We start from the raw sequence: 15,306 nt of genomic DNA on the forward strand, positions 1-15,306 counted from the left end.
CCAATTTAACAGGGATTATAAAGAATATAACGATGATGAATAATTGACGGGTTAGATGCAATGATTTTTTCAACATGTCATACCTCATAACAAGTTCAGTTAGGCGGTTGAGCGGGCGATATTGAATAACCAAGAGCAGCGATGGCTGGGTCGATATAAGGTGAGATTAAACTATTCGTGACGAGGCAAACAGCGGGATGATACAACAGGTAGAAAATGCAGGTGCTTAAATTAGCACCATATCAATATCCTTATAAAACAATGGCTAAAGCCTGTGTTTCAAACAAAAAAGGCGCCTTTCGGCGCCTTTTCTGCAAATCTCGCTAGAAGAGCTTGAAAACAGCTTACTTCTTGCCGCCCAACACGCTGAAACGCTTGTTGAACTTCTCAATACGACCACCGGTATCCATGATACGTTGCTTACCAGTGTAGAACGGGTGACACTCTGAACATACGTCTAAGTGCAACTCGCCGCCTTTGGTTGAGTTGGTGGTGAACGAGTGGCCACATGCACAAGTTACTTTCATTGCGCTGTAATTAGGGTGAATACCTTCTTTCATGGGGGTTACCTCAGTTAGGCTGCATCGCCACCCGATCTGCTGCCGAGCACCATGCAAATTCATCAATACACAATACGATGGATTATTATCCAATCGCTCAAAATTAGGGCGCGAATTGTAACGGATGTTTGGCGCTTAGTAAAGTAGCCGATAAAGCTTTAACCCGAGGCCTGCGCTCAGGTAAACTGGAACTATGACTCAGGTAATTCAAGTTGCGCTGCCGGTACCCTTGCTGCGCCTATTCGACTATGACTGTAGCACCTTGCCAGCGCGAGGGGCGCGGGTACGGGTGCCGTTTGGTAAGCGCGTGATGGTCGGAATTTGTATTGGTGCCGCAGAGCAGCCGCAGCCCTACCAGCGCAAAGCCGTGCTCGAGGTGCTTGACGAGCAATCCTTGTGGCCTGAGCACCTGTGGCAGATGCTGACCTTTGCCGCTGATTACTATCAGCATCCACTCGGCGATGTATTGCAACATGCCTTGCCTGCTTTACTGCGCCAAGGTGAAGGTGCCTCTTATCAAGCAACCACCCTCTACCAAGTGACTAACGCTGGAGCCGCACAAGAGTTAGCACCATTGCAGCGCGCTCCACAGCAGCAACGATTGTTGGCTACCCTGCAGCAGCGTGCATTGTTAGCACGGGATATTCGCATCGAAGAGTTTTCAGCGAGTGCCCTCAAAGCCCTACAAAGCAAAGGTTGGGTTGAGGCTGTAACCCATGTGCCTGCAGCCGATACCCAGTGGGGCTTTAAGATCGCTGCCGAGCCATTACAGTTAAACCCAGAGCAAGCCCTTGCGGTGGCGGCTATTGCTGCAGCAACGCAGCCACGCCCCTATCTGCTTGAAGGTATTACCGGCAGTGGTAAAACCGAAGTGTACCTGCAAGCGATGGCGCAAGTGTTGCGAGAGGGTAAACAAGTGCTGATGCTGGTGCCTGAGATTGGCCTAACACCACAAACCTTACGGCGTTTTCAACAACGTTTTGACGTCCCTGTGGTGATGTTGCATTCAGCGCTGACTGACCGTGAGCGTTTGGATGCTTGGTTAGATGCGCGCGCGGGTAGTGCTGCCATCATCATTGGTACCCGGTCAGCTATTTTCACGCCCTGCGCCAACCTAGGTATGATCCTCGTGGATGAAGAGCATGATAACTCGCTAAAGCAGCAAGATGGCTTTCGTTATCATGCCCGCGACCTTGCCGTGGTGCGCGCTCAATTAGAGCAGGTGCCGGTGATTCTAGGTTCAGCGACTCCCTCGTTCGAAACTCTCAATAATGCCTTACAGGGGCGTTACGGCTATTTACAACTAACCGAGCGAGCTGGCTTGGCTAAACCGGCCAAGCACGTCGTCATCGACATGAAGAATCAGCCACTTAAAGCTGGTTTATCCAAGCCTTTGATTAGCCTTATTGAGCAACAACTAGCTGCAGGACAACAGGTCTTAATGTTTTTGAATCGGCGCGGTTATGCACCGGCACTGCTTTGTCATGAATGCGGTTGGCTGGCGCAATGTCGCCGCTGTGACGCCTATTACACTGTCCATCAAGGGGATAAGCAGCTGCACTGCCATCATTGCGGGGCCACGCAACGCTTACCGCAGCAATGCCATGACTGTGGTTCAACACAATTAGTGGGCCGCGGCGTTGGCACCGAACAATTGGAACAAACGCTCACTGAGTTGTTCCCAGCGTATCCAGTACTGCGCATTGATCGTGACAGTACTCGCCATAAGGGCAGTTTAGCAAAGTACTTAGAGGATGCGCGCGCTAATAAGTATCAGATTTTAGTGGGCACCCAAATGCTAGCCAAAGGACATCATTTTCCTGAAGTAACCTTGGTTGCTTTGCTAGATGTTGATGCCGCTTTATACAGTGCCGATTATCGTGCAGCCGAACGCCTAGGCCAACTCTATACCCAGGTAGCAGGTCGGGCCGGGCGGGCTAGTAAACAAGGCTTAGTGGTGCTGCAAACCCATCATCCGGAGCACGAGCTCGTGCAAGACTTGGTCAATAATGGCTACGGGCATTTTGCGCGGACGGCGCTGCATGAGCGTCAGCTTACCCAGTTGCCGCCATTTTCCTATCAAGCATTGTTTCGGGCAGAAGCTCAGCATGCGACTGCAGCCGTCGCGGCACTGGAATTTATTGCCAGCTACTTTAACGAGATTGCTGACATCAGTGTGTTAGGGCCATTACCAGCGTTACTGGAACGCCGAGCAGGTCGCCACCGGTTTCAATTATTGCTGCAATTTCAACAGCGTGGGCTTCGTGCGCAAGTGCTGCGTCATGTTTTGCCTCAATTAGAGCAGCGCGCCGAACTGCGCAAAGTGCGCTGGTCGTTAGATGTCGACCCACAAGACTTCACCTAGCGGTTTTTTTTCTGCCCCCAACAGCGTAAAATGCGGCAAGATATTTTTTGCTTTTCACTCTTTGTTTTTAAGGCCATATCAATGAAAGAACAGTTGGAACAAATTCTTGCCACCGCGATTGCTGATTTACAGCAACAGGGCGTGCTACCAGCCGATGTGCAACCACGCATTCTGCTCGACCGCCCCCGCGATAAAAGCCATGGCGATTTTGCCACCAACTTAGCTCTGACCTTGGCCAAGCCGGCGGGAATGAACCCGCGCGCCCTAGCCGAGGCGTTGATAGCAGCCTTACCTAAGGTTGATTGGTTAGCTCAAGCGGATATCGCAGGGCCAGGATTTATCAATTTCACCCTGAGCCAACAGCAGCTGATTGATCAATTGGAGCACGCTTTAGCCAGCGCAACTACGGGGATTCAAGCGGCCCCGGCGGCAAAAACCATCGTGATTGATTACTCATCGCCTAACCTCGCCAAAGAAATGCACGTTGGCCATTTGCGTTCAGCGATTATCGGTGACGCTGTGGCGCGGGTACAAGAATTGCTGGGCCACAAGGTGGTACGACAGAATCATGTGGGCGACTGGGGTACCCAGTTCGGGATGCTATTAGCGCACATGGAAGAACTAGGTGATGCTGAGTTAGACATGCAGCTTAGTAATCTAGAGACCTTTTATAAGGCGGCCAAGAAACGTTTTGATGACAGCCCTGAATTTGCTAACCGCGCGCGCGAGCTGGTGGTTGCGCTGCAATCGGGTGAGGCGCGCTGCCGTCAGTTATGGCAACAGTTTATCGATGTGTCGTTAAGCCACTGCCAAGAAGTTTACGACCGTTTAGGCGTGGCCCTTACACGAGCTGATGTGATGGCGGAGAGTGCTTACAATGATGATCTGCCGCAAGTCATTGAAGATTTAAAAGCACAAGGTCTGTTAGTAGAAGACCAAGGTGCACAATGTGTCTTCCTAGACGAATTTAAGAACAAAGATGGTGAAGCGCTACCGGTTATCGTACAAAAATCGGGTGGCGGCTACTTGTATGCAACCACCGATTTGGCAGCAGTACGCTACCGCCAGAATGTGTTGCATGGCGACCATTTGATGTACTTTGTTGACCAACGCCAAGGCTTACACTTTCAGCAGATCTTTACCCTAGCGAAAAAAGCCGGCTTTGCCCGGGCTGATTTGCAAATGGACCACTACGGATTTGGTACCGTGATGGGTAAAGATGGGCGCCCGTATAAGAGTCGTGACGGTGGTGTCACCAAGTTAGCAGATTTGCTTGATGAGGCAGAAAAACGCGCGCTAGAACTGGTGCAGCAGAAAAATTCAGATTTAACTGCCGCCGAGCAAGAGCACGTAGCTAAAGTGGTCGGTATCAGCTCAGTGAAATACGCGGACTTATCAAAGAATCGCACCAGCGATTACATTTTTGATTGGGACACCATGCTTAGCTTTGAAGGCAATACTGCGCCTTATCTGCTGTATGCTTACACGCGGGTGGTCAGTATTTTTAACAAGGCCCAGATCAATCCGGCAGAAGTGAGTGGCGAGTTTGTCTTAAATGATGAGCGTGAACTGGAGTTAGCCAACTTATTAGTTCGTTTTAACGAAGTGGTGCAGCAAGTTGCAGATAAAGCCATGCCACACTTCTTATGTGGCTATCTGTTTGAGTTGGCGGGTAAATTCTCAAGTTTCTATGAAGCCTGTCCGATTTTACAGCAAGACGACCAAGCGCTGCGTCAAAGTCGCTTGAAGTTAGCCGCTTTAACTGCCAAAACGTTACGCCAAGGGTTGCAGTTATTGGGTATTCATACACTTGAGAAGATGTAAGCATGGATTACGCCAATCGTAAGCGTCCACCCAAACGGCCACCGGTAAAGAAAAAGCCAGCCGCCAAAAAGGCCTCAGCTCAACGCGCTGTGCCTTGGCGCATAGTGGTGTTAGCTCTGGTACTGGTTGGCTTGTTCGTGTGGGGTTTGGTTACTATCGCTGGTAAACGCCATCAGCAACCAGCGGTCAGTCAGTCACAGCCCGAGCCTGTGCCAGCGACGGTGCCACAATCCATCAATGAACTGCCAGAGTTACCGCAAGAGCGCTGGGAGTATATTGACGAGCTAGAAAACCAAGAAGTGATTGTGGATGTGCCAGAACGTGAGGTGGGCCCACCGAAAGTGATGCAATGCGGTTCGTTTCGGCAATTGGCCGATGCAGAGCGCTTGCGTGCGCAAATTGCGATGGCCGGCTTAGAGTCGCAAGTCCGTACTACCGAAGGTCAAACTGGCACCTGGCATCGAGTGATTCTAGGGCCTTACGCAACAAAACGCGAAGCCGAAGCCGAGCGCCACAAGCTAGAACGTGCCCGCATTCACAATTGCATGATTTGGAATTGGGAATAACCTACCTATTGAATTTCACAAATTCGTCCTCATAACTGGTTCATAGCAACCAAGAGGACGAATTGTGACTACTATCGTATCTGTCCGCCGCGGTGACAAAGTTGTCATCGGTGGCGATGGCCAAGTTTCACTTGGCAACACCGTAATGAAAGGCAATGCACGCAAAGTAAGACGGCTATACAACGGTCAAGTATTGGCTGGGTTTGCTGGCGGTACTGCGGATGCTTTCACCCTATTTGAACGGTTTGAAAAGAAACTTGAGGTGCATCAGGGCAACCTCATGCGCGCTGCTGTTGAGCTTGCCAAAGATTGGCGTACCGACCGTGCTCTACGCCGACTCGAGGCGCTGTTGGCCGTGGCTGACAAGCATACGTCACTGATCATCACTGGTAATGGTGATGTAGTGCAACCCGAGCATGATCTCATTGCGATTGGTTCAGGCGGGCCGTTTGCCCAGTCAGCAGCCACAGCACTACTTGAAAACACCGATTTAAGCGCGCGGGAGATTGTTGAGAAAGCGCTCACTATCGCAGGTGATATCTGTGTCTTTACTAATAGTTTCCAAACCATCGAAGAGCAGGAGTCGGTAGCCAATGTCTGATATGACCCCACGTGAAATTGTTGACGAACTTAACCGTCATATTATTGGCCAAGACAATGCCAAAAAAGCAGTCGCAGTAGCGCTACGTAACAGATGGCGACGGATGCAGTTAAGTGATGAATTGCGTCCTGAAGTGACCCCAAAGAATATTTTGATGATAGGGCCAACCGGGGTGGGCAAAACTGAAATCGCACGGCGGTTAGCTAAGTTAGCCAATGCTCCTTTTATCAAAGTAGAAGCCACTAAATTCACTGAAGTTGGCTATGTTGGTAAAGAAGTGGAGTCTATCATTCGCGATCTTACTGATACAGCAGTGAAGCAAACGCGTGAACAGATGATGCAAAAAGTACGTTTCCGAGCTGAAGAAGCCGCTGAAGAACGTATTCTCGACGCGCTATTGCCACCCGCTAAAAAGACCGGTTGGGCTGACGAAGCCGAGCCAGAGCGTGATAGCAGTAATACTCGCCAAGTATTCCGCAAAAAACTGCGCGAAGGTCAGCTTGATGATAAAGAAATTGAGATTGAGTTAAGCGCGCCGCAAATGGGCGTAGAAATTATGGCGCCACCAGGAATGGAAGAAATGACCTCGCAATTGCAGAGCATGTTCCAAAACCTAGGTAGCGGCAAAGCAAAACCGAAGAAGCTGAAGATCAAAGACGCCTTCAAGCACCTGATTGAAGAAGAAGCGGCGAAAATGCTAAACCCTGAAGAAATCAAGGAGCAGGCGCTGCAGTCGGTTGAGCAAAATGGCATTGTGTTCTTAGACGAAGTGGACAAGATCTGTAAGCGCGGTGATGTCTCGGGCCCAGATGTAAGTCGCGAAGGCGTACAACGCGATTTGCTTCCACTCGTAGAAGGCACCACAGTATCAACCAAGCACGGCATGGTAAAAACCGACCATATCTTGTTCATTGCTTCAGGTGCCTTTCAGATGTCTAAGCCATCAGATCTGATTCCTGAGCTGCAAGGTCGGTTACCTATTCGAGTTGAGCTTAATGCGCTAACCAGCGGTGACTTTGTGCGCATTCTGACCGAGCCGAATGCCTCTTTAACTACCCAGTACAAGGCTTTGATGGCAACCGAAGGGGTAGATATTGAATTTACCGCAGATGGGATTGCGCGGATTGCTGAAACAGCGTTTCATGTGAACGAAACCACGGAAAATATTGGGGCGCGTCGTTTGCACACAGTGCTGGAGCGTTTGATGGAAGAAATATCTTTTAAAGCCAGTGACTTACATGGGCAGAGAATTGAAATTGATGCTGCCTATGTCGAGCAACATGTGGGCCAATTAGCACAAGACGAAGACTTAAGTCGCTTTATTCTGTAAGCGCTTGAGCTAACGCAGTAAAGCCTTGCTTTTGCCTAGGCCGTTTACCCGCTATACTGTGCAAAGTTAACGCATCGGTGCCTACCTGCAAGCCCGCAGGTAGGTTGCCAGCACAGAGAGTAGGGGAATGGCCATGGAATACAATACTTCAGAACTTTGCGATTTATATCCGGACATGATTGATGTGGTCGAGCCCATGTTTATTCATTATGGCGGGCGCATCAGTTTTGGTGGTCAGTTAGTCACCATCAAGTGCTTTGAAGATAAAGGCGTGATTGAAGAAGTCGTACAGCAGCAAGGCACTGGCAAAGTACTTTTAATTGATGGCGGCGGTTCTAATCGACGTGCATTGATTGATATTGCTATCGCTGAATTAGCCTTTGATAACGACTGGGAAGGTATTGTTTGCTATGGCGCAGTGCGCGATGTTGAAGCTCTAGACGAGCTTGATATGGGCATTATGGCAGTCGCTTCTATTCCGGTTGGAGCCATCAGTGAAGGCGTTGGTGAAGTGGACGCAGCAGTGAACTTTGGTGGGGTAACCTTCTTACCTGAAGACCATCTTTATGCTGATAGTACCGGCGTGATTATTTCTCCAGAACCTCTCGATATCGAATAACCTATGTTGTTTGAAGCCCTACCCACCGCTACTTGGTTTACCCCTCGTAGCGGTGAAACTCGCTTGGGCCAAGCGCTCACTTGGTTACCACCTGTTGCTGATATCCCTGCTTATAACAAGGCCCTCGCCCATGCTTGGCAGCAAGGCCAAAGAATCGCGATTATTGGCGTGCCTGAAGGTATTGGCCCGCGTGCCAACTTAGGCCGAGGGGGTGCTGAACATGGCTTTCATGCCGCCTTAAAAAGCTGGCTCAATTTACAAGCTAACGCCCACCTAGTAACGGATCAGATACTGATGCTAGGCGCTTTAGCTTGTGATGATTTACAGCAACAAGCGAACCAGCTTGAGGTAACGGAGCCGTCACAATTGGCCCAATTAAGGCAGCTGTGTGCCGAGCTTGATAGTCGCCTAAGCGCTGTGTTGACGCCGCTCTTTAGCCAAGGTTTTCGGGTGATTTTAATCGGTGGCGGACACAATAATGCCTATCCGTTATTACAATCATTAGCCACTGCCAAAGCTAGCCCTGTTGCCGCCATCAATTTAGATCCCCATGCTGATTTTCGTGCTTTAGAAGGGCGCCATAGCGGTAATGGTTTTTCTTATGCACATGCGGCTGGGGTGTTACAACACTACCATGTGATGGGGCTACACCTAGCTAAGAACAATGCCGCCAGCCTGCAAGCATTAACTGCTGCTGGGTTTAGCTACAGCAGTATTCAAGCCATTTACCAACAGGGCTGGCAACCTTTGTGGTCAGCGCAACTAGCGCAGCAAGCGCAGGGGCAACTGCCGTTAGGCATAGAAGTGGATATTGATGCGATTCAAGGTGCGCCTGCAAGTGCGATTAATTATTTAGGCGTGAGTGCGGCGCAGGCCTGTCAGTTTGTCGCACAATTGGCGCAGTTACCCCATGCCGCATACCTGCATTTAGCGGAAGCCGCACCCAGCTTACACCCCGCCGGACAGGCTGTGGGAGACATGGTGTGCGGGCAACTACTCAGCGAATTAATGCTGGCTTTTATCGGCGTTGACCTTGATGCCAGCAACCACGCAACTGCTGCAGGCCAAACTGATAGCTAAGTGTGGCTGGGTCGGCACAGTCCCACCAGCATAGATCAGCCCGCATTCCAACTTTTAATTGACCGCGGTCGTGAAGCCCCAGTGCTTGTGCGGCCGCCACCGTTACTCCACGTAAACACTCTTCTGGGGTTAGCCGAAACAATGTCGCGCCCATCTGCAACATCAATAACAAACTAAAAATAGGCGAAGTGCCTGGGTTGGCATCCGTTGCTAAGGCAATAGGTACCTGGTACTCACGCAACAATGCTAATGGCGGTAATTGTTGTTCCCGCAAAAAGTAATAAGCTCCGGGTAACAACACCGCAACGGTATTACTCGCCGCCATGGCCGCGACGCCAGCCTCGTCGAGATATTCGAGGTGGTCACAAGATAACGCCTGATAACGCGCGGCTAATTGGCTCCCTGCTTGGTTACTGAGTTGCTCTGCATGTAATTTAACCGGCAGATTTAGCGCTTTGGCTGCAGCAAACACGCGCTCAGTTTGAACCGTGGTAAAGCCCACCTTCTCACAAAAAGCATCCACTGCGTCGGCTAATCCCTCGGCTGCTATTTGCGGTAGAATCTGCTCTACAATGAGGTCGATGTATGCATCAGGCTGCTGTTGATATTCAGGTGGTAAGGCATGGGCCGCGAGCAAAGTGGTCACCACCGACACTGGATTGTTATCGGCTAAGGCTCTAGCGGCTAATAGCTGTTTCCGCTCATGCTCATAGCTGAGGCCATAGCCAGACTTGATCTCGATGGTAGTAACGCCTTCACGCATCAACGCCTCTAAGCGTGGTTGGCTCAGCGCGATTATTTGCTCAAGGCTTGCCGCTCGAGTGGCGGCAACGGTAGCTGCAATACCGCCGCCTTGAGCAGCGATATCAGCGTAGCTAGCGCCATGCAAACGCTGGGCAAACTCATTAGCGCGCGAGCCTGCCCAAACTAAATGAGTATGGCAGTCAATCAGGCCGGGGGTAACCAAGCCGCCGCCACCGTCAAGCAATTCTACTTGGCTTAGGTCAGGGCCTCCTTCGGCATGACTGAGATGCTCACCAGCATACTGAATTCCGCTAGCGTTAAACACAATCAGGCCTTGTTCAATAAGACCGTAGCCATCGCCTTGCATGGTGGCTAAACGGACATTGTGGATGGCTTGCAGGGTGGAAGCTGACATGAATTTTCCCTTTGCTACTTGTATATACAATTAAGCTTGCCTACACTCTAGCACAATTTAATAAATCTTAAAGTGTAGAGGCATGGCAAAGTTCTCGGTTATTAAACAACATCTGTATCAAAAAATAGCCTCTGGAGAGTGGCCTGAAAATCATCCGGTAAGCTCAGAAAATGCCTTAGCACAGCAATTTAACGTGAGTCGCATGACCGCGCGGCGTGCCCTGCAAGAACTGGCGGATGAGGGCTTGGTGTTGCGCAACAAAGGCTCTGGTACCTATGTGGCGCCGCTAAAGTCGCAAACATCCTTTATGGCTATACGCAATATTGCCGATGAAATTGCCAATCGCGGCCACCAGCATCAAGCTATTGTGCACACACTTAAAGCTCAACCGGCTAGCCCGCAAGTCGCGGAGTTTCTGCAAGTACCGGTAGCCAGCAAAGTCTTTTTCTCGGTCATCACTCATCTAGAAGACGGGGTGCCGGTGCAGGTAGAAGAGCGTTACGTGAACCCTTCCATGGCCACGCACTACCTCAAACAAGATTTTACCAAGCTCACCCCGCATGAATATTTGAGTGCGGAATCACCGCTAACCGAAGCTAGCCACCAAATTGAAGCGGTTAGCCCTAGTGCACAATTGTGTGAATGGTTGCGCTTAAGCAAGCCAGAGCCGTGCCTACGGATTATTCGCCGTACCTGGAGTCATGCCGGTATTGTTACTTATGCCGTGCTAACCCATCCAGGTTCGCGTTTTGTGCTAGGCGGCCATTTAACCTTTAAATCTTAGTAAGCAAAGGAGCTACGATGAGTTTCACCCGATTAGATAGCAGTCGCCAGATTCGTGCAGACCGCGGTAGTCAGCTCACTACAGCAAACTGGCAGATTGAAGCTGCCAAACGGATGCTGATGAATAATCTCGACCCAGAAGTGGCAGAACATCCGCAAGCGCTCGTGGTGTATGGCGGTATTGGCCGCGCCGCGCGCAGCTGGGAAGCCTACGATAAAATCGTTGAAGTATTAGAACGCTTGCAGCCCCATCAAACTTTATTGGTTCAATCGGGTAAGCCAGTGGGAGTATTCACGACTCATGAAGATGCGCCGCGAGTCCTGATTGCCAACTCAAATTTAGTACCTCAGTGGGCCACTTGGGAGCACTTTAACGAATTAGATCAGCAAGGCTTGATGATGTACGGTCAAATGACCGCAGGGTCTTGGATCTACATCGGCTCGCAAGGCATTGTTCAAGGTACTTACGAAACCTTTGTGGCCGTTGCGCGCCAGCATTTTGGCGGCGAAACTCGTGGCCGTTGGATCCTTACCGGCGGGCTTGGCGGTATGGGTGGAGCGCAGCCGCTGGCGGCAACCATGGCGGGCTACAGTATGCTGGCTGTTGAAGTGGACGAAACTCGAATTGATTTTCGCTTGCGCACGCGCTACCTGGACTACAAAGCCGAAAGCCTAGATCAAGCACTACAACTGCTAGAGCAAGCACGAGCCAAGGGCGAAGCTATTTCGGTTGGCCTGCTTGGCAATGCCGCCGATGTTTATGCGGAGCTGGTAGCCCGTGGGGTTACTCCCGATGTGGTGACAGACCAAACTTCAGCACACGATCCTTTGCATGGCTATGTCCCACAAGGTTGGAGTTTAGCTGACTATCAGCTACAACAGCAGCAAGCCCCAGCCGCCACCGTAGCTGCCGCGAAACAGTCGATGGCGGTACAAGTACAAGCCATGTTAACGCTGCAACAGCGAGGCGCGGCAACCCTTGATTATGGCAATAATATTCGGCAGATGGCAAAGGATGTGGGGGTAGCCAATGCCTTTGATTTTCCTGGCTTTGTGCCAGCTTATATTCGTCCTTTGTTTTGCCAAGGGATAGGCCCATTCCGTTGGGTCGCGTTATCTGGTGACCCTGAAGATATCTATAAAACGGACGCCAAGGTGAAAGAGCTGATCCCAGACGATAAGCACTTACATAATTGGTTAGATATGGCGCGTGAACGTATTGCCTTCCAAGGCTTGCCGGCTCGTATTTGCTGGATTGGCCTAAAAGACCGTGCGCGCATTGCAAAAGCTTTCAATCAGATGGTAAGAACCGGCGAGTTGAAAGCGCCGATTGTGATTGGCCGTGACCATCTAGATTCTGGCTCTGTGGCCAGCCCTAACCGCGAAACCGAAAGCATGTTAGACGGCTCCGATGCAGTGTCAGATTGGCCGTTGTTAAACGCCTTGTTAAATACCGCAGGTGGCGCAACTTGGGTTAGCCTACATCATGGCGGCGGGGTTGGTATGGGTTACTCCCAACATGCCGGCGTGGTGATTGTTGCTGATGGTAGTGATGCTGCTGAGCAACGCTTAGGCCGAGTGCTATGGAACGATCCTGGCACTGGCGTGATGCGTCATGCCGATGCTGGCTACGAAATTGCACAAGAGTGCGCCCGTGAGCAAGGCTTAGATTTACCTATGGTGGAGCAATCCAAATGACAGCAATGACGAAGATGCCAAGTTTTGAATTACAGCCAGGTGCACTGGGTTTAGAGCAACTGCGCGACTGGTGGCAGCAGCCACAGCAATTGAGTTTGACGAGCGCAGCTTATGAAGCAATTGCTAAGTCACAACAAACCGTAGCTGCGGTGCTGGCCGCCGGCAAAGTGGTCTATGGCATTAATACCGGCTTTGGCTTGCTGGCAAACACTCGTATCCCACCCGAAAAATTAGAAGATCTGCAGCGCCGTATTGTGTTATCCCATGCTGCAGGTACTCAAGAGCTGATGAGTGATACCGTTGTCCGCTTGATGTTGTTACTCAAAATCAACTCGCTCAGCCGTGGCTATTCTGGCGTCCGCCAAGAGGTTATTGATGCGTTGGTTGATTTACTTAATCATCAAGTGTACCCCTGCGTACCCAGCAAAGGCTCAGTAGGTGCGTCGGGTGATTTAGCCCCGCTGGCGCATCTGGTGTTGCCACTACTAGGTGAAGGCCAAGTTCGCATCAATGGCGAGATCTACGATGCGGTTACCGGTTTAGCTAAAGTAGGGTTGCAGCCGCTCGGCCGCTTAGCACCCAAAGAGGGCTTAGCGCTACTTAATGGTACCCAAGCGTCCACGGCTTTGGCGTTGCATGGTTTATTCCAAATCGAGCGGGTATTTGATGCAGCCTTGGTCACTGGAGCTATGTCAGTAGAGGCTGCCATGGGCTCGCGTTCACCCTTTGATGCACGAATTCATGCGGTGCGTGGTCAACCCGGCCAAATCGCTGTCGCAGCGAGCTTCCGGCAGCTCTTGGGTGATACGTCAGAGATTGGTAGTAACCATGCGGATTGCGAAAAAGTTCAAGATCCTTATTCGTTGCGATGCCAACCACAGGTGATGGGTGCGGTCTTTGATCAGCTGCAACATGCCAGCGCTATTTTGGTGCGCGAAGCTAATGGTGTAACCGATAACCCGCTGGTATTTTTTGATAATGGCGACATTATTTCAGGAGGCAACTTCCATGCCGAACCAGTGGCAATGGCAGCTGATATCTTAGCGATTGCGGCCAGTGAGATTGGTGCCTTATCGGAACGCCGTAGTGCACTTTTAATCGACCACCATCTAAGTAACTTGCCACCTTTCTTAGTGAATGACGGTGGGGTTAACTCGGGCTTTATGCTGGCGCAGGTGACTGCAGCTGCTCTTGCTTCAGAGAATAAAACCCTAGCGCATCCGGCATCGGTTGATAGCCTGCCGACCTCGGCAAACCAAGAAGATCATGTGTCTATGGCTACCTTTGCCGCACGAAGATTGTCAGATATTGCAGCTAACGTGCGTGATATTGTGGCTATTGAGCTATTAGAAGCGGCTCAAGGGTTAGATTTTAGACGCCCGTTAAAAGCTGCTAATGCAGTAGAACAGGCGCATGCCATGGTAAGGTCAAAGGTAGGTTTTTATGATCAAGATCGTTACTTTTCGCCTGATATCGCTGCTATTTCACAGCTTATCAAGCAAGGTGAGTTATCTTCATTAATAACCACCGGGGCATTACTTGAGGACGCTTAAGCGTCCTCTTCTTCATCTTTAAGCGCTTGGCAGTCAACACACAGAGCAACGTCTGGTTTGGCTGCTAGCCGCGCTGCTGAAATTTCGTCACCGCACTCAATACAATAGCCATATTCGCCACTACGCATACGTTGCAGTGCAGCTTGTGCGCTTTCAGCGTTACGGCTGTTGGGTTGCTCGTTGACCACGGTTTCTAACTTACTACGGATGCGTAACAACTGCTGGGCGGTTAATGATTCACTCATGTTTACGTCCTTTTTATTTTTTCTTCGCTAAAACAACAAACTGGCCAGTAAATTCTGCGACCGGTTTATCGCCATCGTAAATTTGCGACTTAAGCGTTACGCGTGCGTTTTGCCCCTGGCTAAGGCTGCTTAAATCCCCGGTAAAACTTGATAAGCGAGCCAGCGCTCTAGGTTCTTTACTCACCGGTTTGTGATAGCTGATCTGCCCATCGGCTAACACAATGGCTCCGGCTAACTCTCTTTCGCGCAATTGTAAATGCAGTAAGCCCCAGCATGTCAAGGTTGCGAGTGAATAAATACTGCCGGCAAACATAGTGCCATGCACATTAATATTGCGCGACAAGATGGCAGCCGTCTCAAATTCGCGCCCCGTATACTGAGTAATACGTATGCCCATGGTATCCGTGATAGGAATTTCTTGATGCCAGGTTTGTTGTAGATCTTGGCACCAACTAGGACGATAAATAATGCGGTTAAACTCGGTAAAGGTTTTGCGCAACTGGTGCTCGGCTTGCGGGTTTTTCACGGTATCGCCTTCTTCTACCACCTCGTAGCCGCATTTAATGTAAAAACCGAGGGTATTATCACGTGAGTTAATCACAACATGCTTGGCACCTTCAGCACGAGCTACCTTTTCTAGTTCATGCACGATAGCTACGCCATGGCCTTCGCCCCGGTGCTCAGGAGCCGAGGCCATAAACCTGATTTGTCCCTCGTCAGGGCTATTAAAATGTAAACGGCCAATAGCAATGGCTTCGCCGGCACTGTTCACCACCGTACGATGTTGACCTACACCATCATATTCATCTTGTTCAGAGCCGCGTGGACGTTGAAAAGGCTCGCGCAATACCCGCCAGCGCAGATAATAATAACTTTCCCATTGTTCTGGCGTAGACGGCGTAATTACTCGATACATAAATGTT

General features: G+C 50.5%; 14 protein-coding genes. 10 read left to right on the forward strand and 4 right to left on the reverse strand.

What is annotated here, in order from left to right; all coding sequences use genetic code 11:
• Window positions 1-344 precede the first annotated feature (344 nt).
• A complete protein-coding gene (gene rpmE, locus KGF88_RS12480) occupies window positions 345-560 on the reverse strand; it encodes a 50S ribosomal protein L31 (protein WP_110076968.1) in 216 nt (71 codons plus the stop codon).
• A gap of 193 nt (window positions 561-753) precedes the next feature.
• On the opposite strand from rpmE, the gene priA reads away from it, so the two are divergent.
• From priA to KGF88_RS12515, 7 genes are all read left to right on the forward strand, one after another.
• A complete protein-coding gene (gene priA / locus KGF88_RS12485; RefSeq protein ID WP_153826266.1) occupies window positions 754-2,925 on the forward strand; it encodes a primosomal protein N' in 2,172 nt (723 codons plus the stop codon).
• Window positions 2,926-3,006: 81 nt separating this feature from the next.
• On the forward strand, window positions 3,007-4,749 hold the full coding sequence (gene argS, locus KGF88_RS12490; RefSeq protein ID WP_153826265.1) for an arginine--tRNA ligase: 1,743 nt from the start codon (window positions 3,007-3,009) through the stop codon (window positions 4,747-4,749).
• 2 nt (window positions 4,750-4,751) lie between these two features.
• Window positions 4,752-5,315 (forward strand): SPOR domain-containing protein, encoded by a 564-nt coding sequence (locus KGF88_RS12495; protein ID WP_153826264.1) that lies wholly within the window; start codon window positions 4,752-4,754, stop codon window positions 5,313-5,315.
• A gap of 64 nt (window positions 5,316-5,379) precedes the next feature.
• On the forward strand, window positions 5,380-5,916 hold the full coding sequence (gene hslV / locus KGF88_RS12500) for an ATP-dependent protease subunit HslV (protein ID WP_110076971.1): 537 nt from the start codon (window positions 5,380-5,382) through the stop codon (window positions 5,914-5,916).
• On the forward strand, window positions 5,909-7,246 hold the full coding sequence (gene hslU, locus KGF88_RS12505) for an HslU--HslV peptidase ATPase subunit (protein ID WP_110076972.1): 1,338 nt from the start codon (window positions 5,909-5,911) through the stop codon (window positions 7,244-7,246). The genes hslV and hslU overlap by 8 nt, the downstream gene beginning before the upstream one ends.
• A 133-nt stretch (window positions 7,247-7,379) precedes the next feature.
• A complete protein-coding gene (gene rraA / locus KGF88_RS12510) occupies window positions 7,380-7,865 on the forward strand; it encodes a ribonuclease E activity regulator RraA (RefSeq protein WP_110076973.1) in 486 nt (161 codons plus the stop codon).
• 3 nt (window positions 7,866-7,868) lie between these two features.
• Complete coding sequence (locus tag KGF88_RS12515) at window positions 7,869-8,945, forward strand: formimidoylglutamase (protein WP_153826263.1); 1,077 nt, start codon at window positions 7,869-7,871, stop codon at window positions 8,943-8,945.
• Here the strand turns inward: KGF88_RS12515 and hutI are convergent.
• Window positions 8,884-10,089, reverse strand: a complete 1,206-nt coding sequence (gene hutI, locus KGF88_RS12520) for an imidazolonepropionase (protein ID WP_153826317.1) — start codon at window positions 10,087-10,089, stop codon at window positions 8,884-8,886. The genes KGF88_RS12515 and hutI overlap by 62 nt on opposite strands.
• Window positions 10,090-10,186: 97 nt before the next feature.
• Here hutI and hutC point away from each other — a divergent pair, with 97 nt between their 5' ends.
• Genes hutC through hutH form a run of 3 tightly spaced genes read left to right on the forward strand, consistent with a single transcriptional unit; the run spans window position 10,187 to window position 14,138 of the window.
• Entirely contained in the window at window positions 10,187-10,888 is a 702-nt protein-coding gene (gene hutC / locus KGF88_RS12525; RefSeq protein ID WP_153826262.1) for a histidine utilization repressor, read from the forward strand.
• A gap of 17 nt (window positions 10,889-10,905) precedes the next feature.
• Window positions 10,906-12,585, forward strand: a complete 1,680-nt coding sequence (hutU, locus tag KGF88_RS12530) for a urocanate hydratase (protein ID WP_153826261.1) — start codon at window positions 10,906-10,908, stop codon at window positions 12,583-12,585.
• A gap of 14 nt (window positions 12,586-12,599) precedes the next feature.
• The gene (gene hutH, locus KGF88_RS12535; RefSeq protein ID WP_153826316.1) at window positions 12,600-14,138 is read left to right on the forward strand and encodes a histidine ammonia-lyase; all 1,539 of its coding nucleotides are present in this window, start codon (window positions 12,600-12,602) and stop codon (window positions 14,136-14,138) included.
• Here the strand turns inward: hutH and KGF88_RS12540 are convergent.
• A complete protein-coding gene (locus tag KGF88_RS12540) occupies window positions 14,135-14,383 on the reverse strand; it encodes a TraR/DksA family transcriptional regulator (RefSeq protein ID WP_110076977.1) in 249 nt (82 codons plus the stop codon). The genes hutH and KGF88_RS12540 overlap by 4 nt on opposite strands.
• A 13-nt stretch (window positions 14,384-14,396) precedes the next feature.
• On the reverse strand, window positions 14,397-15,299 hold the full coding sequence (locus tag KGF88_RS12545) for a bifunctional GNAT family N-acetyltransferase/hotdog fold thioesterase (RefSeq protein ID WP_153826260.1): 903 nt from the start codon (window positions 15,297-15,299) through the stop codon (window positions 14,397-14,399).
• Between the last annotated feature and the right edge of the window lie 7 nt (window positions 15,300-15,306).

It is taken from the genome of Idiomarina loihiensis (assembly GCF_024584785.1).
GTDB classification, from domain to species: domain Bacteria; phylum Pseudomonadota; class Gammaproteobacteria; order Enterobacterales; family Alteromonadaceae; genus Pseudidiomarina; species Pseudidiomarina fusca.

Excerpts from the sequence above, each read along its gene's own strand:
- KGF88_RS12495 (WP_153826264.1), top strand. The coding sequence starts at position 4,752 with ATGGATTACGCCAATCGTAAGCGTCCACCCAAACGGCCACCGGTAAAG.
- hslU (WP_110076972.1), top strand. The coding sequence starts at position 5,909 with ATGTCTGATATGACCCCACGTGAAATTGTTGACGAACTTAACCGTCAT.
- rraA (WP_110076973.1), top strand. The coding sequence starts at position 7,380 with ATGGAATACAATACTTCAGAACTTTGCGATTTATATCCGGACATGATT.
- hutU (WP_153826261.1), top strand. The coding sequence starts at position 10,906 with ATGAGTTTCACCCGATTAGATAGCAGTCGCCAGATTCGTGCAGACCGC.
- KGF88_RS12540 (WP_110076977.1), bottom strand. The coding sequence starts at position 14,383 with ATGAGTGAATCATTAACCGCCCAGCAGTTGTTACGCATCCGTAGTAAG.
- priA (WP_153826266.1), top strand. The coding sequence starts at position 754 with ATGACTCAGGTAATTCAAGTTGCGCTGCCGGTACCCTTGCTGCGCCTA.
- KGF88_RS12545 (WP_153826260.1), bottom strand. The coding sequence starts at position 15,299 with ATGTATCGAGTAATTACGCCGTCTACGCCAGAACAATGGGAAAGTTAT.
- rpmE (WP_110076968.1), bottom strand. The coding sequence starts at position 560 with ATGAAAGAAGGTATTCACCCTAATTACAGCGCAATGAAAGTAACTTGT.
- argS (WP_153826265.1), top strand. The coding sequence starts at position 3,007 with ATGAAAGAACAGTTGGAACAAATTCTTGCCACCGCGATTGCTGATTTA.
- hutC (WP_153826262.1), top strand. The coding sequence starts at position 10,187 with ATGGCAAAGTTCTCGGTTATTAAACAACATCTGTATCAAAAAATAGCC.
- hutH (WP_153826316.1), top strand. The coding sequence starts at position 12,600 with ATGCCAAGTTTTGAATTACAGCCAGGTGCACTGGGTTTAGAGCAACTG.
- KGF88_RS12515 (WP_153826263.1), top strand. The coding sequence starts at position 7,869 with ATGTTGTTTGAAGCCCTACCCACCGCTACTTGGTTTACCCCTCGTAGC.